General features: G+C 67.7%; 21 protein-coding genes and 1 tRNA gene. 5 read left to right on the top strand and 17 right to left on the bottom strand.

Features of this window, described 5'->3' with window-relative positions; genetic code table 11:
* The first annotated feature begins 84 nt into the window (after positions 1-84).
* Positions 85-297: a DUF1289 domain-containing protein gene (locus HEQ16_16630; GenBank protein ID MCO4055636.1), complete on the top strand. Its 213-nt coding sequence runs from the start codon at positions 85-87 to the stop codon at positions 295-297.
* Positions 298-384: 87 nt separating this feature from the next.
* On the opposite strand, the gene HEQ16_16625 is transcribed toward HEQ16_16630, so the two are convergent.
* A tRNA-Leu gene (locus HEQ16_16625) sits at positions 385-468 on the bottom strand.
* A 145-nt stretch (positions 469-613) separates the two neighbouring features.
* On the opposite strand from HEQ16_16625, the gene HEQ16_16620 reads away from it, so the two are divergent.
* Complete coding sequence (locus tag HEQ16_16620) at positions 614-1,171, top strand: disulfide bond formation protein B (GenBank protein MCO4055635.1); 558 nt, start codon at positions 614-616, stop codon at positions 1,169-1,171.
* Here HEQ16_16620 and HEQ16_16615 read toward each other — a convergent pair.
* From HEQ16_16615 to argH, 11 genes are all read right to left on the bottom strand, one after another.
* Positions 1,144-1,701, bottom strand: a complete 558-nt coding sequence (locus tag HEQ16_16615; protein ID MCO4055634.1) for an HNH endonuclease — start codon at positions 1,699-1,701, stop codon at positions 1,144-1,146. The two genes, HEQ16_16620 and HEQ16_16615, sit on opposite strands and share 28 nt — an antisense overlap.
* Before the next feature lie 130 nt (positions 1,702-1,831).
* Positions 1,832-2,713, bottom strand: a complete 882-nt coding sequence (locus tag HEQ16_16610) for a 3-hydroxybutyryl-CoA dehydrogenase (GenBank protein MCO4055633.1) — start codon at positions 2,711-2,713, stop codon at positions 1,832-1,834.
* A 64-nt stretch (positions 2,714-2,777) separates the two neighbouring features.
* A complete protein-coding gene (locus HEQ16_16605; GenBank protein ID MCO4055632.1) occupies positions 2,778-3,722 on the bottom strand; it encodes an electron transfer flavoprotein subunit alpha/FixB family protein in 945 nt (314 codons plus the stop codon).
* Positions 3,722-4,468: an electron transfer flavoprotein subunit beta/FixA family protein gene (locus HEQ16_16600; GenBank protein MCO4055631.1), complete on the bottom strand. Its 747-nt coding sequence runs from the start codon at positions 4,466-4,468 to the stop codon at positions 3,722-3,724. The genes HEQ16_16605 and HEQ16_16600 overlap by 1 nt, the downstream gene beginning before the upstream one ends.
* A gap of 161 nt (positions 4,469-4,629) precedes the next feature.
* Complete coding sequence (locus HEQ16_16595) at positions 4,630-5,322, bottom strand: rhomboid family intramembrane serine protease (protein ID MCO4055630.1); 693 nt, start codon at positions 5,320-5,322, stop codon at positions 4,630-4,632.
* Between the two features lie 58 nt (positions 5,323-5,380).
* Positions 5,381-5,962, bottom strand: coding sequence for a cob(I)yrinic acid a,c-diamide adenosyltransferase (locus tag HEQ16_16590; GenBank protein MCO4055629.1), 582 nt, complete (start codon positions 5,960-5,962; stop codon positions 5,381-5,383).
* 99 nt (positions 5,963-6,061) lie between these two features.
* On the bottom strand, positions 6,062-6,253 hold the full coding sequence (locus HEQ16_16585; GenBank protein ID MCO4055628.1) for a twin transmembrane helix small protein: 192 nt from the start codon (positions 6,251-6,253) through the stop codon (positions 6,062-6,064).
* 179 nt (positions 6,254-6,432) lie between these two features.
* Complete coding sequence (locus HEQ16_16580; GenBank protein MCO4055627.1) at positions 6,433-9,180, bottom strand: TIGR02302 family protein; 2,748 nt, start codon at positions 9,178-9,180, stop codon at positions 6,433-6,435.
* Positions 9,181-9,217: 37 nt separating this feature from the next.
* Positions 9,218-10,486, bottom strand: coding sequence for a diaminopimelate decarboxylase (gene lysA, locus HEQ16_16575; GenBank protein ID MCO4055626.1), 1,269 nt, complete (start codon positions 10,484-10,486; stop codon positions 9,218-9,220).
* Positions 10,487-10,499: 13 nt separating this feature from the next.
* A complete protein-coding gene (locus tag HEQ16_16570; protein ID MCO4055625.1) occupies positions 10,500-10,934 on the bottom strand; it encodes a hypothetical protein in 435 nt (144 codons plus the stop codon).
* Between the two features lie 116 nt (positions 10,935-11,050).
* Positions 11,051-12,451 (bottom strand): argininosuccinate lyase, encoded by a 1,401-nt coding sequence (gene argH / locus HEQ16_16565; GenBank protein ID MCO4055624.1) that lies wholly within the window; start codon positions 12,449-12,451, stop codon positions 11,051-11,053.
* A gap of 57 nt (positions 12,452-12,508) precedes the next feature.
* Between argH and HEQ16_16560 the strand changes: the two genes are divergently transcribed.
* Positions 12,509-13,141, top strand: a complete 633-nt coding sequence (locus HEQ16_16560; GenBank protein MCO4055623.1) for a TlpA family protein disulfide reductase — start codon at positions 12,509-12,511, stop codon at positions 13,139-13,141.
* An 86-nt stretch (positions 13,142-13,227) separates the two neighbouring features.
* Positions 13,228-15,342, top strand: a complete 2,115-nt coding sequence (locus HEQ16_16555; GenBank protein MCO4055622.1) for a CBS domain-containing protein — start codon at positions 13,228-13,230, stop codon at positions 15,340-15,342.
* Positions 15,343-15,347: 5 nt separating this feature from the next.
* Here HEQ16_16555 and HEQ16_16550 read toward each other — a convergent pair whose 3' ends face one another.
* The 3 genes from HEQ16_16550 to HEQ16_16540 all read right to left on the bottom strand — a co-directional run bounded on the left by HEQ16_16550 (position 15,348) and on the right by HEQ16_16540 (position 17,502).
* Positions 15,348-15,638, bottom strand: a complete 291-nt coding sequence (locus tag HEQ16_16550) for a hypothetical protein (protein MCO4055621.1) — start codon at positions 15,636-15,638, stop codon at positions 15,348-15,350.
* A gap of 134 nt (positions 15,639-15,772) precedes the next feature.
* A complete protein-coding gene (locus HEQ16_16545) occupies positions 15,773-16,357 on the bottom strand; it encodes an isoprenylcysteine carboxylmethyltransferase family protein (protein ID MCO4055620.1) in 585 nt (194 codons plus the stop codon).
* Positions 16,354-17,502 carry a hypothetical protein gene (locus tag HEQ16_16540; GenBank protein ID MCO4055619.1) on the bottom strand — a complete coding sequence of 383 codons (1,149 nt, stop codon included), beginning with the start codon at positions 17,500-17,502 and terminating at the stop codon, positions 16,354-16,356. Before HEQ16_16540 ends, HEQ16_16545 begins: the two co-directional genes overlap by 4 nt.
* Positions 17,503-17,732: 230 nt before the next feature.
* Here HEQ16_16540 and HEQ16_16535 point away from each other — a divergent pair, with 230 nt between their 5' ends.
* Positions 17,733-18,437 (top strand): hypothetical protein, encoded by a 705-nt coding sequence (locus tag HEQ16_16535; protein MCO4055618.1) that lies wholly within the window; start codon positions 17,733-17,735, stop codon positions 18,435-18,437.
* Between the two features lie 120 nt (positions 18,438-18,557).
* Here HEQ16_16535 and grxD read toward each other — a convergent pair whose 3' ends face one another.
* On the bottom strand, positions 18,558-18,896 hold the full coding sequence (grxD, locus tag HEQ16_16530; GenBank protein ID MCO4055617.1) for a Grx4 family monothiol glutaredoxin: 339 nt from the start codon (positions 18,894-18,896) through the stop codon (positions 18,558-18,560).
* 37 nt (positions 18,897-18,933) lie between these two features.
* Entirely contained in the window at positions 18,934-19,170 is a 237-nt protein-coding gene (locus tag HEQ16_16525; GenBank protein ID MCO4055616.1) for a BolA family transcriptional regulator, read from the bottom strand.
* Between the last annotated feature and the right edge of the window lie 11 nt (positions 19,171-19,181).

The raw sequence follows: 19,181 nt of genomic DNA, 5'->3' as shown, positions 1-19,181 counted from the left end.
TTGCAGTCTCATCGAGGTCCGGATTTCTGGCTTGCGGCGACGTGCCGCTTCGCCCAAGGCTTGGAGGCTCCGGGAACGTGCCGCATGTCCATCGATTCGCCCTGCAACAAGATCTGCTTGCTCGACGCCGCGACGGGCCTTTGCGTGGGCTGCGGGCGCACAGGCGCCGAGATCGGTGGCTGGATCGGCATGCATCCGGGCCAGCGGCGCGAGATCATGGCCCAGCTTCCCGAGCGGCTGAAGATGATGCCCTCTTCCGGCTCGCGCTGCCTGACGCCACGGCGTGCGAAGGGCTGAGCCAGCGTTTCGGCGCCGCCTCGGCGTTCGCTCTCTCGGCGCGGGAGGCGCATCCCAACGCGGGATCAATTCCTTCGTCGAGGAAACTGGTGCGGGCGGTCGGACTCGAACCGACACGTATTGCTACGGCGGATTTTGAGTCCGCTGCGTCTACCGTTTCGCCACGCCCGCTTGGATGGCACAGGAAGCCTGAAGGGACGGATGCCATGCCGGCGCGCCGGCGTCTAGTCCGCTTAAGTCCAGCCGGCCCATACGGCGCAGGACCCGGATGCGCTGCACCCTTTCGCAGAGGGTGCGGCGTGCGCTAGAACTGCGCATGACTCGCGATGCCCCTCTGCTGCGCCTGTTGCAGCCCTCCGCCGCCATCGTGCTGGCGACGGTGGGCTCTGCCCTGCTCCTGGCTGGGGCCTGGTGGTTCCAGCTCGTGCTCGGCCTGTTGCCGTGCAAGCTGTGCCTGGAGCAACGCTGGCCCCATTATGCGGCGCTGTTCGTGGGTGGGGTGGCGCTGGCGCTCGGCCTCGCCGGCATCGGGGGGCAGCGCCTGGCGCGCGGCGCGCTCTGGCTGCTGGCGTTGCTGTTCACGGTGTCAATCGCCATGGGCGCCTATCATGCCGGTGTGGAGTGGGGCTTTTTCATGGGTCCTTCCGATTGCGGTGGGGCCGGCCCGGCAGTTGCCGGCTCGATGCAGGATTTCATGAGGCAGTTGCAGACCACGCGCGTGGTGAGCTGCACCGAGGCGGCGTGGCGCTGGCTCGGGCTGTCGCTGGCCGGGTGGAATGCGGTGTTTTCGGCAGTGCTTGCGTCACTGGCCGCCATCGCGGCCATCGCGGCAGGACAGCGCGGGCCTCAGGGCTCGAGCTCGCTGTCCCAGTAGAGATAGTCCATCCAGCTTTCATGCAGGAAGTTGGGCGGGAACAGCTTCCCCGCCTTGTGCAGATCGGTGACCGTGGGCGCGAACGGCTTCTGCAACGGGAACATCTCCGCATCGGCCGGCAGCTTGTCGCCCTTGCGCAGGTTGCACGGCGAGCAGGCCGCCACGACATTGTCCCAGGTTGTCAGGCCACCCTTGGAGCGCGGGATGACGTGATCGAAGGTCAGCTCCTCGCGCGCCGTGCAGTACTGGCAGCTGAAACGATCCCGCAGGAAGACGTTGAAGCGCGTGAAGGCCGGATGACGCGAGGGCTTCACATAGGTCTTGAGGCAGACCACCGAGGGCAGGCGGAACAGGAAGCTCGGCGAGCGGACGACGCGATCATATTCCGAGACGATGTTGACCCGGTCCATGAACACGGCCTTGAGCGCGTCCTGCCAGCTCCAGAGCGACAGAGGATAATAGCTCAGAGGCCGAAAATCGGCATTGAGCACAAGTGCCGGACAGGCGTCCGGCGAGACCACCGGTGGCACGTGCACGGTCAACGCACGTTTCTCCAACTGTCATGCGTGGAATCACCAATGATTCCGCATCTGACAAATGTATGCCGAACATGTCAGCCTTGTGAAGCGCCGAGCAGGGCCTGGTCCCGTCTTCGCGAGGTCAGCGGGTTGGGACGGGCTTGTCGCCGCGGTAGTCGTAAAAGCCGCGCTTGGTCTTGCGGCCCAGCCAGCCGGCCTCGACATACTTCACCAGAAGCGGGCAGGGGCGATACTTGGAATCCGCCAGCCCGTCATGGAGCACCTGCATCACGGAAAGACAGGTGTCGAGGCCGATGAAATCGGCCAGCTGCAGCGGGCCCATCGGGTGATTGGCGCCAAGACGCATGGCGGTGTCGATCGATTCGACCGAACCGACGCCCTCGTAAAGCGTGTAGACCGCCTCGTTGATCATCGGCAGCAGTATGCGGTTGACGATGAAGGCAGGGAAATCCTCGGACACGGTCAAGGTCTTGCCGAGCCGGTTGATGAAGCCCTTCGCGGTCTCGAAGGTGGCGTCCTCGGTCGCGATGCCGCGGATCAGCTCGACAAGCTGCATCACCGGGACCGGGTTCATGAAGTGTATGCCGATGAACTTCTCGGGCCTGTTGGTGGCGGCGGCCAGCCGCGTGATCGAGATCGACGATGTGTTGGTGGCCAGCAGCGTCTCGGGCGGCAGGGCGCGGCTCAGGTGCACGAAGATCGAGCGCTTGATCTCCTCATTCTCGGTGGCGGCCTCGATCACCAGATCGCAGCCCGCCAGATCGTCATAGCTGCGGGCAGCGCTGATGCGGCCCAGCGCTTCCTGGCGAAGCTCCTCGCTCAGCGCGCCCTTGGCGACCTGGCGCGCCATGTTGCCGTTGATCGTTGCAAGGGCGCCGTTGATTCGCTCCTCAGACACGTCGTTGAGGCGCACGTCGATTCCCGCCGCCGAACAGACATGGGCGATGCCGCTGCCCATCTGGCCAGCGCCGACGATGCCGAGGGTCTTGATGGTCAGGCTCATGGATTCTTCCGTCGATCGTGGGCGGCGCTGCCGAAGGGATGTCGTGCTTCTGCGTCCATGGAGCTCAGCGTCTGGTCCTGGCCAGTTCGGTCCTCAGCTCGGGCAGGATCGTGAACAGGTCGCCCACCAGGCCGTAATCGGCCACCTGGAAGATCGGGGCTTCCTCGTCCTTGTTGATGGCGACGATGACCTTGGAGTCCTTCATGCCGGCCAGATGCTGGATGGCCCCTGAAATGCCGATGGCGATGTAAAGCTCGGGCGCCACCACCTTGCCGGTCTGCCCGACCTGCCAGTCATTGGGGGCATAGCCCGCATCCACCGCCGCGCGGCTCGCGCCCATGGCGGCGCCGAGCTGATCGGCCAGCGGCTCGATCATCTCCTTGAACTTCTCGGCCGAGCCCAGCGCACGTCCGCCCGAGACGATCACCTTGGCCGCGCCAAGCTCCGGACGGTCCGACCTGGCGACTTCCTCGCCCTTGAAGCTGGACAGGCCGGGATCGGCCGCCGGGGCGACGGCCTCGATCGATGCGGAGCCTGTCATGGCGGCCGGCTGGAAGGAGGCCGTGCGAACGGTCATCACCTTCTTCGCATCGGCCGACTGCACGGTCTGGATGGCATTGCCGGCATAGATGGGGCGCTCGAAGGTGTCGGGCGCCACGACCTTCATGACGTCGGAGATGATCTGGCTGTCGATGAGGGCTGCGATGCGCGGGGCAACGTTCTTGCCGTTCGCGGTCGAGGTGGCGACGATGGCGTCATAGCCCGATGCAAGCGAGGCCACGAGCGCGGCGGTCGGCTCAGCCATCATGTGATCGTAGGCGGGCGCGTCAGCCAGCAGCACCTTGGCCGCGCCATCGAGTTTTGCTGCGGCCTCGGCTGCGCCCCGGCAGCCGGAGCCCACGACCAGCACATGGACAGGGGCGCCCAGGGCCTTCGCCGCGGTCATGGCCTTGGCGGTGGCGTCACGGATGGTGGCGTTGTCGTGCTCGGCGATCAGAAGCGTGGTCATCACAGCAGGCCCGAGGTCCGGAGGTTGTCGACGAGTTCGGCGGGAGTCTTGACCTTGATGCCGCCCCCGCGCGTCGGAGGCTCCACGGTCTTGAGTACCTTGAGGCGCGGCGTGATGTCGACCCCGAGCGCCTCGGCGCTGGTCTCATCGAGGGGCTTCTTCTTGGCCTTCATGATGTTGGGCAGGCTCGCGTAGCGCGGTTCGTTGAGGCGCAGATCCGTGGTCACAATGGCCGGAAGCTTGAGCCCGACGGTCTGGGCGCCGCCATCCACCTCGCGCGTGACATCGACGCTGTCGCCATCGACCGCGACCTTTGAGGCGAAGGTGCCCTGCGGCCAGCCGAGCAGCGCCGCGAGCATCTGGCCCGTGGCGTTCATGTCGTCATCGATGGCCTGCTTGCCCATGATGACCAGGCCGGGGTTCTCGTTGGCGATGATCGCCTTCAGCAGCTTGGCCACGGCCAGCGGCTCGACCGCGGCATCGGTCTTCACATGGATGCCGCGATCGGCGCCCATGGCGAGCGCGGTGCGGATCGTCTCGGCCGCGCCCTGCGGGCCGATCGACACGGCCACGATCTCGGTGGCCTTGCCGGCCTCGCGCAGGCGGATGGCTTCCTCGACGGCGATCTCGTCGAAGGGGTTCATCGACATCTTGACGTTGGCGAGCTCCACGCCCGACCCATCGGGCCTGACCCGGATCTTGACGTTGTAGTCGACCACGCGCTTCACCGGCACGAGGATTTTCATGATGTGGCACCATTGATGAGGGCCTGCGTCACGGCGCGGTCACGCAGGCCGCGCTCGCGCCTGGGACCCGGACGCGTTTCGTTTCAAGGCCGCGACCCTAGCGACGCATGGTTGATTGTCAACGCCGCGCTGGCGCTGCCGTTCCGTGCCGCGCAGGGCGATCAGCGCGCCCAGCGCTGGCGGATCGAGATGTCGCGCCGGATGAAGAGCGGGGCGAGCAGCACGCCGGCAGCCAGCCCGCCCAGATGCGCGAACCAGGCAATGGCGCTCTCGCCGCCAAAGAAGCCCTGAAGGACCTGAACCGCGATCCAGGCGCCGATCGCCACCCAGGCCGGCACCGCAATCGGCAGATACTTGAACACAAGTCCCCAGACGCGCACCCGGGGGTGAAGCAGAAGATAGGCTGCTATGATGCCCGAGATGGCGCCCGAAGCGCCGATCAGCGGCTGCACGGAATCGGGATGGCTCAGGGCATGGCCGAAGGCCGCCATCACGCCGCACAGCAGGAAGAATGCCAGGAAGCGCCAATGGCCCATGCTGTCCTCGACATTATCGCCGAAGACCCAGAGAAACAGCATGTTGCCTGCAAGGTGCATGAGGTTGCCATGCAGGAAGAGGCTGGTGAGAGGCGTGAGCCAGCCCGGCGCCTGGGCGATGTCCTCGGGCAGGTAGGCCCCGCCCAGCACGACCTTGGGGATAATGCCGAAGCCCACCGCCAGCAGCGGCTCGACCGGAGGCAGCGCGCCTGTGAACGCCGCGGCATGGATGAGGACGCACAGGCCGATGATCGCCCATGTGACCACCGGTGAAGCCAGGTTGCGCATCGGGACGCCGTCATAGAGCGGCAGGAACATGCGGCCTCATCTCCTGATGCCCGGTGAGTTCATGGCCCCCGCCGTTGACGGCATGGCGTCACCTGTTTTTGCCCGGCACCCACAGCACGTCGCCGGAGGCGAGGCGATTGAGGTGGCGCGACGCCACGAACAGGAAATCCGACAGCCTGTTCATGTATTTGAGCGCTGGCTCGGCAACTGTCTCACCGGGCGTCTGGGCCAGCTCCACCATCATGCGCTCGGCCCGGCGCGACACCGTGCGCGCCAGATGCAGGCAGGCCGCGCCGGGGGTCCCGCCCGGCAGCACGAAGGAGCGCAGCGGCTCGAGGCCGCCATTGAGTTCATCGATCTCGCGCTCGAGGCGATCGACCTGGCTCTGCACGATCTTCAGCGGCTCCCAGGCCAGCTTCTCGCCGGTTTCCGGCGTGGCCAGCTCGGCTCCCAGATCGAAAAGGTCATTCTGGATGCGATTGAGCATCTCGTCGAGGCGCGGGTCTTCGCTGGCGGTGTGCAGACGCGCCATGCCGAGCGTGGCGTTGGTTTCATCCACCGTGCCGTAGGTGGCGACCCGCAGGTCATATTTGGGACGACGCTCGCCGGTGCTCAGCGCCGTGGTGCCCTGATCGCCAGTGCGGGTGTAGATGCGGTTCAGAACGACCATGTCGCGAGCCTTCCAGAAATGTCGAGCGTGCCTTGCAGCGTTATAGGGCGGCGCTGCGATCCGTCATGCCCGGCGCAGCAGCTCAAGTTGGGCGCTGCCTCAGGCGGTGCGCCACCAGATCACGCCCATGATCACCACAAGGGCGGCGAACTGAAGCAGCACGCGCAGGCGCATGAGCGTCTGGGCCTTCGAGGCGGAGCCGCCGCGCATCATGTTGACGAGGCCGAGGAGCAGCACGACGGCGACGGAGCCGACAGCGATGGGGACGAGAGCGTTCATGACAACATTCATCGGCTTCTCTTAGGCAAGATGGGGCGCGGGGTAAATCATGCGAGATGGAAGGGTGTGCCCTGCGCCGGCATGTCGCGGGCGCAGGGCGCTGCAGCGCCGTCGGGAACGCCGATGACGTGGCCAGTGCTGGCAACCGGCAGGCCGGCGCCACCGCTCTCGGCGTGAAAAAGCCGGCGCGATCATTGCCGTCGCAGCAGGCGCTCCAGATATTCCAGCTCTTCCTGCGGGCGCAGCGATTCGCCCAGGCGCCGGCGCAACTCCTCGAGGATGCGCCGGGCGCGCACCTGCGGCGCCTCGCCCGGAACGCGCGTGTCGCCCGAGACGATGCCGCGGCTCGATTCGCGCTGCTGACCTTCGCGGCCGAGCGGATCGCGCTGCTGCGTCTGGCGGCTGCCGGCCCGGTCGCGGCCGCCCTGGGTCGGGTCGCCATCGGCCATGCCCTCGCCCTCTCCCTCGCCCTGGCCTTCCTGCTGCATCTGCTGGGCCAGCTGTTGCGCGCCATTGCGCAGGCTTTCCAGGGCGCGGCCCTGCGCCTCCGCGGCGCCGTTCATATCGCCCTGGCCCAATGCGCCTTCCGCCTCGCCCATGGCTGATTCGGCCTCGCCGAGCCCTGGCTGGTTGGGCGCTCCCTGCTGCTGCATGCGCCGCTGCATGTCGCGCAGCCTCTCACGCAGCTGCTGCTGGCGTTGGGCCAATTGCTCGCGGCCCTGCTGGCCTTGCCGGCCCTGCTGACCCTCTTGCCCTTCCTGGCCTTCCTGGCCTTCCTGACCTTCCTGGCCCTCTTGCCCCTGCTGGCCGCGCTGTCCCTGCTGGCGCTGCCCCTGATTGGGGCGCGCCTGCTGCTGGCCGCGCTGGCCCTGCTGCGCGCGCGGGCTGCGCTGCTGGCTGCGCTCCTCCTGACCCTGCTGGAAGGTGTCGTCGCGCAGTTCCTGCTGCTCGCGCGCCATGCGATCGAGCTCGCCGAGCTGGTTTTGCATCTCGCGCTGGCGCTGGTCCATCTGGCCGGGGCGCGCCTGCTGGAGGTTGCGCATCATGTTGTTGAGTTCGTTGAGCAGCCTCTTGGCTTCCTCGGTCTCGCCGCGCTTGTTGAGTTCGTCGATGCGGTTGAGCATGTTGTTGAGATCGCGCGGCGTCACGGTGCGGAGATTCTCCGGCATCTGCGACATCTCGTTCTGCCGGCCGTTCTGCTGGTCGCGCTGCATCTGCTCGGCAAGTTCGCGCATGTAGCGGTTCATCGCCTCGCGCAGTTCCTGGGTCAGACGCGAAAGCTCCTGCTGGTCCGCGCCGCGCTCCATGGCCTGCTGCAAACGGTCCTGCGCGGCCCTGAGCTGACGCTCGGCGTCGGAGAGGTCGCCATCCTCCAGGATGATCGCGAGCTGCCACAGATCATCCACCACCTCGAGCAGCCGGGCATCGTCGCGCGCGCTCCGGAGTTTCTCGGTGATGAGGCGCAGGCCCAGATAGGCGCCCGGTTCCTTCATGTATTCGGAAGGCTCGATCATCAGCGCGTCGAGCGCCGTCTGCACGCGCCGACGGTCGGTGACATCAAGGACCAGCCAGCGGCGCACCTCGACCAGCGCCCGGGCGAGCGGCTTGTTGAAGGCGCGCTGCGGCAATGTCACCTCGCGCGGCTCGGAAACGCCCTCCTGGCCGGCATCGTCGCGCGCGGTCAGGGTCATCTGCACCAAAGCGCCGGCCCAGGGATGTTCGGCGAGTTCGAGCGTGGCCTTGAGGTCGGCCTCGCCGCTGACATCGCCCGGATTGGGCAGGGGCAGCCGCGGCGGCGCGATCAGCGGGCGCGCGCCCGGACGGGCTGTCTGCGCGACCGGGCGGAAGGCGGCCTCGATCGAGGCGATGCCGTAATCATCCCGCGCGCGGTAGGTGACCGAGAGCTGGCCGCGCTGCCCCGGCTGCGGCGCCTCTGTCATGGCGATGGAGGGGGCGCGGTCGGGCACCATGGCTATGGCCACGTCGCCGGCCGGGACCCCGGCGCCGCCGAGCCTGACCGTGCCGTCGCCCGCGACGACGAAGCGCCGCTCGATGCCCTCGCGCAGGTCGGCCGGCGCTGCCTGCGCTTCGAGCCCGCCTTGCGCCTCGATGGTGGCGCCCGGCGCGCCAGACACACGCACGATGATGGTGGAGCGGGCCGGCGCGCGGATGACCTCGCCGGGGCCGCCGAAGGTCAGCATGATCGGCGGCAGGCGAGTGTAGCCCGGCGGATCGATCCAGCCGTCGATGCGCACCTGCGGCGAGGGCGCCGTCGGCTCGCTCCAGTGCCAGGAGGCGGCGATGCGGTCCGCCGCATCGGGGCCGGCCACGAAGAAGCTGGCCACGGCGGCGAGCATGGGAGCCGCGCGCAGGGCCCAGCGGTCGCGCCGCGCCATGCCCGGCGCCGGCGCAGCCACCTTCAGGGCGTCAAGCTCACGCTGCTGGCGCGCGAGATGGGTTTTCCACAGGGCGCGGGTGAAGGGGTCCGCCTCGCCCACGGCCAGGCTGTCACGCAGTGCGCTGGCCGGGCGATGTCCCGTCGGGGCGCTGCGGTCGAGACGTGCGAGCGATTCCGTCTCGCGCGGGGCGCGAAGCCTCAGAAGCGGCCAGAAGGAGGCAAGGAACGCCAGCCCGAACAGGATGAGGCCAGCCTGCCGTCCCTCGGGCCCGACCTGATTCCACAAGCCGAGCCATGAGACCGTGAGAAACAGCAAAATGACCGTGAACGGCGCCCACAGGCACGGCCAGACCCGTTCCCACCACAGCGCCAGCCGGGACCGGCGGACCAGATCGCCAAGGCGGTCGACCACGGGATCGGGGCGCGGCGTCGGACGGGTGACGGTTTCGCCGCCACGCTGTCGGTCAAGCTCGGAGCGATCCGCCATGGTCCGGTCCATCCTCGTCCGCGCCGGAGTGGGCGCAAGCGAGAAGCCTAACATGGATGGGCGGCTTGGCCAGCCCTCGCGCCTGCGGCGTTCAGGCCAGCCAGGCCGGAATGTGGTCGAGCCCGATCACATCATCGTAATCCGGGCGAGGCCTGACCACGGCGAAGCGATCGCCCTCGACCAGCACCTCGGGCACGAGAAGGCGCGTGTTGTAGGTGCCGGACTGGACAGCGCCGTAGGCGCCGGCGGACATGACGGCTACAAGATCGCCCGCCGCCACCGCCGGCATCTCGCGGGCCAGCGCCAGATAATCGCCTGTCTCGCAGACCGGCCCAACCACATCCGCCACGATCCGGGGCGTCTGCGCGCCCGGCTCGCTCACCGGCTTGAGGCCGTGCCAGGCCTCGTAGAGCGTGGGCCGGATGAGGTCATTCATCGCCGCATCGACGATCACGAAGGTCTTGGCCTCGCCCTGCTTCACATAAATGACCGAGGTGACGAGGATGCCGGCATTGCCGACGATCAGCCGCCCCTGCTCGAACATGACCTTGAGGCCCAGCGGGCCGGTGTGCCGGCGGATGACGGCGGCGAAGGCGTCGGGAGCGGGCGGGGGCTCGTTATCCTCGCGGTAGGGGATGCCGAGGCCGCCGCCGAGATCGATGTGGTGCAGCTTGTGGCCATCGGCCATCAGGTCGCGCGCCAGTTCGCAAAGCAGGCCCGTGGCGTCGTCGAAGGGCCGAAGGTCGGTGATCTGGCTGCCGATATGCATGTCGACGCCGGTGATGGACAGGCCCTTCAGCGTCGCCGCCCAGCGATAGATGTCGCGCGCGCGGCTGATAGGCACCCCGAACTTGTTGTCGAAGCGGCCGGTCGAGATCTTGGCATGGGTGCGCGCATCCACGTCCGGGTTGATGCGGAAGGAGATCCGGGCCTTGCGCCCCTTCGAGAGCGCGACTTCGGAAAGGGCCTTGGCCTCGGGCTCGGACTCGACGTTGAAGCACAGTATGTCGGCATCGAGCGCAGCGGCCATCTCCTCGCGCGTCTTGCCAACGCCGGAGAAGACGATCCGCTCGCCCGGCACGCCGGCGGCCAGCGCGCGCTTGAGCTCGCCAAGCGAGACGATGTCCATGCCCGCGCCCTCGCGCGCCAGCGTGCGCAGCACGGCCTGGTTCGAGTTGGCCTTCATGGCATAGCACACCAGCGTGTCCGCCCCTGCAAAGGCATCGCGGAAGACGCGGTAATGACGCACGAGCGTGGCGGTGGAGTAGCAGTAGAATGGCGTGCCGACCTCGCGCGCGATGTCGCGAAGATCCACGTCTTCGGCATGAAGAATGCCGTCGCGATAGGCGAAATGATGCATGGCGCAGGGCCGTTCAGAGCAGCGGGTCGAGAATGAAGCCCCGCTCGGGCGGCGGTGAGCGACGCGGGTCGCGCGGGGTGGCGCGCAGTCCGGCCGAGCCGGCGCTGACGGTCTGGGGTCCGACAGGCAGGTTCTGGATCTGCTGGACCTGGCCGGGAGTCATCGGTGGGATTGCTGGTGCCAGGGGGTCGCGCGGCGTGTCGCCCACATCGAGCCGCCGATCAGGGCGGAAGCTGGGGCCCGAGCCAAAATCGCTGGCGGGGCTCGCCTGGGCCTGCGCCGGAGAGACGACTCGCGCGCCGGGCGGCGGCTCCAGCGCGCCGCGGCGGCCGCAGCCAGCGCCCAGCGTCGCCAAGAGCAGAACCGAGAGCGCAAGCGCGGCAGGCTTCAGGGCGGCAGAAGCGCCTGGTTCAGGCTGGCGTCCAGTCTTGCAGAAGCGCGGTGTCACGGGCGGATGTCCAGATGCAGGTTCGGCGAGGTCAGGCAGGGGCAGGGCAGCCCTCCGCCCCTGCTTCAACCCTTTAGGGCAAATGAAGCGGTGTGTCAGCTTGCGCTTTTCGTCGCTCAGCCGTTTGCGAGCCGCTCCTTCTCGAGGCGGCGCAGCCAGCGGGCGGCCTGGGCGCGGACCTGGGACGGCGCGGTTCCGCCATGGCTGACGCGGCTCCTCACCGAGCGCTCGACACCGAGCACCGCGAAAACCTCATCGGTGATGGCCGGCTCGACGGCGCGCATCTCGTCAAGGCTGAGCTTTTCCAGCCCCACGCCTTTTTTCGAGGCGAGGCCGACAAGGCGGCCCGTCACGTGGTGCGCGTCGCGGAAGGGCATCTTGAGCACGCGCACCAGCCAGTCGGCGAGATCGGTCGCGGTGGCGTAGCCGAGGCCCGCAGCCTTCTTCATCGTCTTGAGGTCGGGCTGCATGTCGCGGATCATGCCGCCAATGGCCGCGAGGCAGAGCGAAAGCGTCTGGAGCGCGTCGAACACGCCCTCCTTGTCCTCCTGCATGTCCTTGGAATAGGTCAGCGGCAGACCCTTCATCATGGTCAGCAGGCCCTGGAGGGCGCCGAAGACGCGGCCAGCCTTGCCGCGCACCAGCTCCGCCGCATCGGGATTGCGCTTCTGGGGCATGATGGACGAGCCCGTCGTGAAGCTGTCTGACAGGCGGATGAAGCCGAACTGCGGCGTCGTCCACAGAACGATCTCCTCGGCGAAGCGCGACAGGTGCATGGCCGAGATCGCCGCGGCTGAGAGGGCTTCGAGGGCGAAGTCCCGGTCGGACACCGAGTCCAGCGAGTTGGCGGTAGGCCGGTCGAAGCCCAGGGTCTCGGCCGTGGCGTGCCGGTCGATGGGAAAGGAGGTGCCGGCCAGCGCGGCGGCACCGAGCGGGCACTCGTTCATGCGGCGGCGGGCATCGGCGAAGCGGCCGCGGTCCCGCGCCAGCATCTCCACATAGGCCATCAGATGGTGGCCGAAGGTGACCGGCTGGGCGGATTGCAGGTGGGTGAAGCCTGGCATGACCGACCCGGCATGCTCGCGCGCCTTCTGCGCAAGCGCGAATTGCACGTCGGCGAGCTGCTGGTCGATCAGGTCCACCGTATCGCGCACCCAGAGGCGCATGTCGGTGGCGACCTGGTCGTTGCGCGAGCGGGCGGTGTGCAGGCGGCCCGCGGCGGGGCCTATGAGTTCACGCAGGCGGCTCTCCACATTCATGTGGATGTCCTCGAGCGCACGCGAGAACGTGAAGCTTCCGGCTTCGATTTCCGCCTCGACCGCCTTGAGGCCTTTGGTGATCGACGCCACATCTTCGGCCGTGAGGATGCCGGTCTTTTCGAGCATCGCAGCATGGGCGAGAGAGCCGCGAATGTCCTGGCGCCATAATTTCCGGTCGAATCCGATGGAGGCGTTGATCTCCTCCATGATGGCGTCCGGGCCTGTCGCGAACCGCCCGCCCCACATCCGGTTGCTCATGTCGAAATCCCTGTCCGGCTGCGCGCCATGTCGATGATCCTGCGGGCGCTTGCCCGGATGCCGATGATGGCGAGGCTTGCGCTCGGCCTCGCGCTCGGGCTTGGCCTCGTTTCGCTATACGTGACGATGCAAGCGCGCGGCAACCCGCAAGCCGCCAGCGCGACGGCGGGCTCGTGCAGCCCGGCGCGCGACGTCACCGCCGCGATCGATGCGGCCGCTACGGGGGAGCTGGCCGCCTTCAAGAGCATGAGCCCGCGCGCCGTGCCCGATCTGCGCTTCAACGATCCTGCCGGGGTCCCCATCCACCTGTCGCAGATGAAGGGGCGGACGGTCCTGCTCAACCTCTGGGCCACATGGTGCGCGCCCTGCCGCCACGAGATGCCGGCGCTCGACGCGCTGCAGGCCGAGTTCGGAGGCCCGGCCTTCGAGGTCGTGGCCGTGAACATCGACACCCGCAATCTCGACAGGCCGCGGCAGTGGCTGGCGGACAACAACATCACGCGGCTGGCCTACTATGCGGACCCGGAAGCCAGGGTCTTCCAGGAGCTCAAGCGTGCAGGCCAGGCGGTGGGGATGCCCACCACGCTGCTCATCGATGCGAACGGCTGCCAGCTTGGTGTGCTCCATGGCCCCGCCGCTTGGGCAAGCGGGGACGCCAAGCGCCTTATCCGGGCCGCGCTCGGACGCTAGGCGCCAACCTTGAATTTGACGTGTCGCATTGCATGACGGCACGCTCTGGCTTCCAATCGGAGAGTTCTCACCCGGTTTTCCCGATCATGCCCCAGCTTCTGCAAGCCACGCCCCTGATCGCGCTCCGTGCGGCGGCCATCGACACGGAGAGCACCGGCCTCGATGTGCGAAAGGCGCGGCTGGTCGAGATCGGCGTGCTCGCCATCGACGGTGGAATTCTGACGCCCGAGCCGCTGCTCGAGCAGCTGGTGAATTGCGCCGAGCCTGTGCCGGCGAGTTCCACCGCCGTCCATGGCATCACCGCAGCCGATCTGGCCGGCCAGCCCGATTTCGGCAGCTTGCATGGCCACATCCAGGCCGCGCTCGAGGGGCGCGTGCTGATCGGCCATACGGTGGGCTTCGATCTTGCCCTGCTGCGCCGCGAATGCGAGCGAGCCGGGCTGGCGCCCATAGCTGCGCCCGCGCTCGATGTCCGCGTGCTGGCGCAGCTCGTGTCGAACCAGCTCTCGGCCTATTCGCTGGAGGGGCTGGCGGCGTGGCTGGGCGTCGAGCCAGGGCGTCGCCACCGTGCGCTGGGCGATGCCGAGACGGCGGGCCTCATCTTCCTGGCGCTGATCCCCCGCCTGCGTGATGTCGGCATCCGCACGCTCGGCGAGGCGGTGGCGCGCTCCAAGGCCGTGACCGACGCCATGGCAGGCGCGCAGCCCGCCGAGTGGGAGATCGCAAGGCCAGGCGCCGGACAGGTCGAGGCCAGCCTCGCAAAGCTCGATCACTACCCCTATCGCCACAGGGTCAGCGAGGTGATGAACCGCGCGCCGGTGACGCTGCCGGCCGCGACGCTTCTGGAGGATGCGCTGAAGGTGATCGCCACGCGCAAGCTCAGCTCCGTGCTGGTGGGAGACCGGCTCGACGATGCGGCCGAGGTCGGGATCGTCACCGAGCGCGACATCATGCGCGTCCTCGCCGAGCGCGGCGCGGAGGCCTTCGGGCTCTCCATCGGCGCCATCGCCAGCCGGCCTCTGGCGACCGTGCCCGAGGACGCGCTGATCTATCGCGCCATTGGCCGCATGGCCAACCGCAACATCCGCCATCTGGCTGCGGTGGGGCATGATGATTCGGTGGTTGGCGTCGTGACCACACGTGATCTCCTGAAGCTCAGAGCCAGCTCCGCCATCGCGCTGGGCGACGACATCGACGCCGCGACCGGGGTCGCAGGGCTCGCGCGCGCCTGGGCCAAGCTGCCGGCGATGGCGAGGGCGCTGGGCGCTGAGGGCGTGCCGGCCCGCGCGATCTCGGCGGTGATTGCACGGGAGGTCGGCGCGCTGACCCGCCGCGCCGCGCAGCTGGCCGAAAGCGAGCTGGCGTCGGGCAGCCTGGGGCCGGCGCCGTGCGACTACGCCATCCTCGTGCTCGGCTCGGCCGGTCGCGGGGAAAGCCTGCTTGCCATGGATCAGGACAATGCCGTGGTCTTCGCGGAGGGCGAGCCGGGCAGTGCGGAAGATGCCTGGTTCGCGGCCCATGGACGGCGCATGTGCGCCATCCTGCATGAAGTGGGCGTGCCGCTGTGCAAGGGTGGCGTCATGGCGAGCGAGCCCGCCTTCCGCGGCTCGCTCGCCGAATGGCGCCAGCGCATCGGCCGCTGGCTGACGCGCGCCGATCCGGACGACCTGCTGGCGGTGGACATCTTCTTCGACTTCCGGGCGGTGCATGGCCGGCGTGTGCTGGCGCACCAGCTCTGGCTCGATGCATGGGCGGCAGCGCGGGCTGAAATCCCCTTCGTCAAGCTCCTGGCTCAGGCGGCGGGGGATGGCGGCTCCCATCTCAACCTGCTGGGGCGCATCCGCACCGACGATGCCGGCCGCATCGACGTGAAGGGCGCGTTGCTCAAGGGCATCGTCACGACCGCCCGCACCCTCGCCCTGCGCCATGGCGTGACGCGCCACGCCACAGCGGATCGGCTTTCAGGCCTCTCCGGCCTGGCCGAGGGCGGGGCTGCGGACCTCGCCGGACTGGACGAGGACCATCAGCTTGCGCTGGAACTGATCCTGGCCCAGCAGCTGGAGGACATCGCCGAGGGCCTGCCCCCTGGCAACCGGGTGCTGGCCCGGGCCATCACGGCCCGGCAGACGCAGGCGCTCAAGGCCGCTCTGGCGCGGCAGGGCAATCTGAGCGAACTTCTGCGCGACGCGCTGGCAGCGTGAGGCGGTCAGCGCCCGGCGGCGCGGGTGATGCGCCAGTTGAGGAAGGACGCGGCGCTGCTGGCCTCATGCGCGCTGAGGCGGCGCGGGCGCCCATCGGGCTGGATCTCGTCGAGATGCACGAAGCCCATCAGGTGGAGCGCGGCTGCGGCATCACGAGCGGCGAAGGCGCGGGGAACGATCTCGATCGAGCCGGCCGCGCCGACGACATCGAGCAGGGCCGCCGTCTCGGCCTGCCGCGTTGCGGCGCGGCGTGGGAAGGGCACAACAGACGCAACGAACGCAACAGCTTCTGACATCAACACCACCCCACATTGCGCGGCCCGAATCACCGGGCCGACGGGGCCGACTCTCTGGCCAGTCTGGTTTCTCCGGTTCTAACCGCGCCGGATGCTGGCTGTGCCGTATCGGGAAAAGGGGCGGCTGGCGCGCTTCAGCCCAGCTTCGGCCACAGACGGCCGGTGCGCTGCATGTAGGCTTCATACTCGGCGCCGAAGCCCGCGATCATGAGGCGTTCCTCATGACCGACGCGCAGCACATAGAGCGTGCCGAAGCCGACGATGCCGGCCAGCCCGGCGACGAGGTTCGGCAGCAGCAACGCCTGCGCGATCGCCATCAGCCAGAAGGCGGAATACATGGGATGGCGGATGCGGCTGTATATGCCGTGGGTGATGAGCTTGTGGTCATCCTTGAGCTGGAGGCTGACGGACCAGTTGCGGCCCAGCGCCTTGTGCGTGAGGCGGAACATCGTCAGCGCCGCCACGGCCGTGACAAGGCCAAGCGCGGTGAGCAGCGGCTGGACGGGATAATCGGCCCAGCGCGGGAAGCCTGAGAAGACATAGATCATCGGAATGATGCCGAGGCCGGTGAGCGAGATCGAAAGGCGGATGCGCTCGGGCACGCCTAGCTCGTCGCGCACGATGCGAGCCTTCTTCGCCTTGCGCTCGAAGGGGATGCGCAGGACATACCACCCCGCCACGAGCAGGGTCCAGATGGTCTTGGCGATGACGAGGCTCATGGCGCAGGCTCACGGGTTGCGTCGGGTTCGGCATGCAGCGCGGCCTCGCCCTCGGGCGTTATGGCGCCAGCGCTGTCGATCCAGTTGATCGCACCATTGCGTGACGCGGCGAGCGCGCCGGGGCTGAAGGGGCCGCAGATCGTCATCATGTAATCATAGGGCGCGCGCCGGTCATTGCCGCTGATGAACTGGCAGTGCAGGCGAAAGAAGTTGCGCTTGATCCGCGCGTAGAAGGAGGGATCAAGCATCCGCCTGAAACGGGCCTGCCGCACGATCGGGGAGGGTCCTTCGAGCCCTAGCACCTTCACCGGATTGCTGCGGTAGAAGTTCATGACGTCGTTCAGCGCCTGATACTCGATCCAGCGAAAACGGCCCGAGGCGTTGATGCGGCCCAGGGTCTCGCGCAATCCGCGCGCCGCATCGTGCAGAGCGATCTTGAGGATGGACGAGCCCAGAGCAAGGAAGGTGAGGGGGCGTGCGCGGGCCGGAGCCGTGGCAGGCTGGCGCAACGCCTCGTCGATGAAGGTCGCGGCGAGCACTGCGCCGAGGCTGTGGCCGACGACGAGCACCTCCCCGTCCGAAGACTCCGCCATGATCCGCGCCGCCGCATTGCTCAGGCGCTTCACGATCACAGGATCGTTGCGGCGCGCAATCTCGCGGGCGAAGTTCCAGTCGTCGAGAAGGTGACCGACATGAGTGTGGCGGACAAGATGATAGACGGCTCCGGCGCCGCATGCGATGCCGCCAGCCAGCGCGACCGGAGCGGCCGCGCCTGCCCAGGACAGGAACAGCCGCACGAGCCCTTCGTGGATGAGGAAGGCCGCAAGCAACGCACTGTATGGATAAAGGAAGAAGATGGCGTAGCGCCAGGCGGTGCGCAGATAGCGCCAGAGGGCGCCGTTCCAGGTGAAGTCGAAGAAGGCCAGCATGCCGCCGCTCCAGCGGGCGAAGCTTGGGCCACTGCGATGGCCATGAATCACATCATCCCATCGCAGCAGTTCGTGCGCGCTGGTGCTTGACCAGCCCGCCCCGGACAGCTCCACAGTCCAGCGCAGGCTTTCCGCATCATGCGAGACGTTCTCCACGCGGGCCTCGACGCCCCAGCAGCGGGCGAAGCGCGCCAACTCACGGCGAAAACGCGCCATGAAGGCATCCGGAGTCATCGGGTCGTAGCCACCCAGATGTACAACGCGCCTTAAGATCGAGCGAGGCTTCATGACAGGATTATCGGCTGCTGTGCCTGGGTTCGTTAAGATCGGCTGAGTTGGGACGACCATCTCCGTCTGCGCTGTACTTAACCGGCTGTAAAGCCTGAGTGGGCCAGACTGGCGACATTTCCTGCGTCTGCGTAGCGGGAATGACCGGATGCACGAAAATGCCAGCCTCCCTCACGTCCTGCCAGACGGCGCGCGCCAGGCGTGGGGCCCGCCTCATCGGCATCGTAGGCATGGCTTGCATCTGGGTGCTGCTCGCCGGCCTTTGGCTGCCCCGGGGCGCGGAGGCACGTGGCGCGGCGCCGAGGTCGGCGGCCCGGCCTGTCATCGGCACGGAGGTCTACATCCTTCGGGGCCTGTTCAATGTGTTCTCGCTTGGCATGGACGATCTGGCCGAAAGACTGCAGCGTGGCCAGATCCGGTCGTCGGTGCACAATCATCTGGCGTGGAGCGGCATCGGGCAGGCGATCATCGGCCGCCGTCGCGCCGGCGCAGCGCCCACCCGGCTCGTGCTGATCGGCCATTCGCTGGGCGCCAATGATGTGGTCAGCCTTGCCCGCATGCTCGGCGCGGCGGGGATCGGCGTCGATCTCGTGATTACCGTCGACCCGACTGCGCCGGGGCTTGCCCCGGCCAATGTGCGGCATCTGTTCAATTACTACCAGTCGAGCAACGGCTTCGGCGCGGCTGTGCTGCCGGGAGCCGGTTTCCATGGAATGCTGGTCAATGCGGACCTCGCAACCAACCGGCGGGACCTCAACAGCGCCAATGTGGGCCATGCCTCGATCGACAAGAGCCCGGCCGTGCAGCGCGAGATCATCGCGCTGGTCAACATCGTCCATGCCGGACGTTCCCTCGCCCCCTAGCGCATGAGAAGCCAGAGCCTAGCCGCCGGGCGCTGAAACGCTCCGCGCTGCAGAAGTCAGCGCCGTGCCAGGCTGCATCGGGGCTGGCAAGCCTGCGCCGCGCCGCGAACCGGCTTATGCTCAGGCCGTCGTCTGCTTGACGGCCAGGCCCTTATCCGCAAGCAGCTGGGCCAGCTCGCCGGACTGGAACATCTCGCGCGTGATGTCGCAGCCGCCGATGAACTCGCCCTTCACGTAGAGCTGGGGAATGGTAGGCCAGTTCGAGTAGGCCTTGATGCCGTCACGGATCGCCATGTCGTCCAGCACATTGACGCCCTTGTAGGGCACGCCGAGATAATTGAGGATCTGAACGACCTGTCCGGAGAAGCCGCACATGGGGAACTGCGGCGTGCCCTTCATGAAGAGGAGCACGTCGTTCGCTTTCACTTCGGCGTCGATCACCGCGTTGATGTCTGTCATCGTCATCTCCTCGTGCAGGTTCAAGGCCTACAGGCCGTCAATTCTGGGCAACAACCGTCGTCAGCGCAAGGGCATGCAGCACGCCGCCCATGTTTCCCTTCAGGGCATCGTAGACCATCTGGTGCTGACGCACGCGGGGCATGCCCTTGAATGCCGCAGACGTGACCGTCGCGGCATAGTGGTCGCCGTCGCCGGCGAGATCCTTGATCTCGATGACCGCATCCGGGATTGCGTCCCGGATCATGCGCTCGATGTCATCGGCCTTCATGGGCATGGCAGGTCCTC

This window comes from Bosea sp. (in: a-proteobacteria) (genome assembly GCA_023910605.1).
In the GTDB taxonomy this organism is placed as follows: Bacteria; Pseudomonadota; Alphaproteobacteria; order Rhizobiales; family Beijerinckiaceae; genus Allobosea.
The sequence above is the reverse complement of the archived record's forward strand: the minus strand, read 5'-3'. Positions and strand labels throughout refer to the sequence as shown.

Bases quoted from the DNA above. Each gene is read 5' to 3' on its own strand.
- HEQ16_16560 (MCO4055623.1), top strand. From the start codon at position 12,509: ATGCCGATGATGGCGAGGCTTGCGCTCGGCCTCGCGCTCGGGCTTGGC.
- HEQ16_16595 (MCO4055630.1), bottom strand. From the start codon at position 5,322: ATGTTCCTGCCGCTCTATGACGGCGTCCCGATGCGCAACCTGGCTTCA.
- HEQ16_16540 (MCO4055619.1), bottom strand. From the start codon at position 17,502: ATGGCGCGTTTTCGCCGTGAGTTGGCGCGCTTCGCCCGCTGCTGGGGC.
- HEQ16_16535 (MCO4055618.1), top strand. From the start codon at position 17,733: ATGCCAGCCTCCCTCACGTCCTGCCAGACGGCGCGCGCCAGGCGTGGG.
- grxD (MCO4055617.1), bottom strand. From the start codon at position 18,896: ATGACAGACATCAACGCGGTGATCGACGCCGAAGTGAAAGCGAACGAC.
- HEQ16_16585 (MCO4055628.1), bottom strand. From the start codon at position 6,253: ATGAATGTTGTCATGAACGCTCTCGTCCCCATCGCTGTCGGCTCCGTC.
- HEQ16_16600 (MCO4055631.1), bottom strand. From the start codon at position 4,468: ATGAAAATCCTCGTGCCGGTGAAGCGCGTGGTCGACTACAACGTCAAG.
- HEQ16_16610 (MCO4055633.1), bottom strand. From the start codon at position 2,713: ATGAGCCTGACCATCAAGACCCTCGGCATCGTCGGCGCTGGCCAGATG.
- argH (MCO4055624.1), bottom strand. From the start codon at position 12,451: ATGAGCAACCGGATGTGGGGCGGGCGGTTCGCGACAGGCCCGGACGCC.
- HEQ16_16580 (MCO4055627.1), bottom strand. From the start codon at position 9,180: ATGTTAGGCTTCTCGCTTGCGCCCACTCCGGCGCGGACGAGGATGGAC.
- HEQ16_16605 (MCO4055632.1), bottom strand. From the start codon at position 3,722: ATGACCACGCTTCTGATCGCCGAGCACGACAACGCCACCATCCGTGAC.
- HEQ16_16545 (MCO4055620.1), bottom strand. From the start codon at position 16,357: ATGAGCCTCGTCATCGCCAAGACCATCTGGACCCTGCTCGTGGCGGGG.
- lysA (MCO4055626.1), bottom strand. From the start codon at position 10,486: ATGCATCATTTCGCCTATCGCGACGGCATTCTTCATGCCGAAGACGTG.
- HEQ16_16555 (MCO4055622.1), top strand. From the start codon at position 13,228: ATGCCCCAGCTTCTGCAAGCCACGCCCCTGATCGCGCTCCGTGCGGCG.
- HEQ16_16630 (MCO4055636.1), top strand. From the start codon at position 85: ATGTCCATCGATTCGCCCTGCAACAAGATCTGCTTGCTCGACGCCGCG.
- HEQ16_16590 (MCO4055629.1), bottom strand. From the start codon at position 5,962: ATGGTCGTTCTGAACCGCATCTACACCCGCACTGGCGATCAGGGCACC.
- HEQ16_16525 (MCO4055616.1), bottom strand. From the start codon at position 19,170: ATGCCCATGAAGGCCGATGACATCGAGCGCATGATCCGGGACGCAATC.
- HEQ16_16550 (MCO4055621.1), bottom strand. From the start codon at position 15,638: ATGTCAGAAGCTGTTGCGTTCGTTGCGTCTGTTGTGCCCTTCCCACGC.
- HEQ16_16620 (MCO4055635.1), top strand. From the start codon at position 614: ATGACTCGCGATGCCCCTCTGCTGCGCCTGTTGCAGCCCTCCGCCGCC.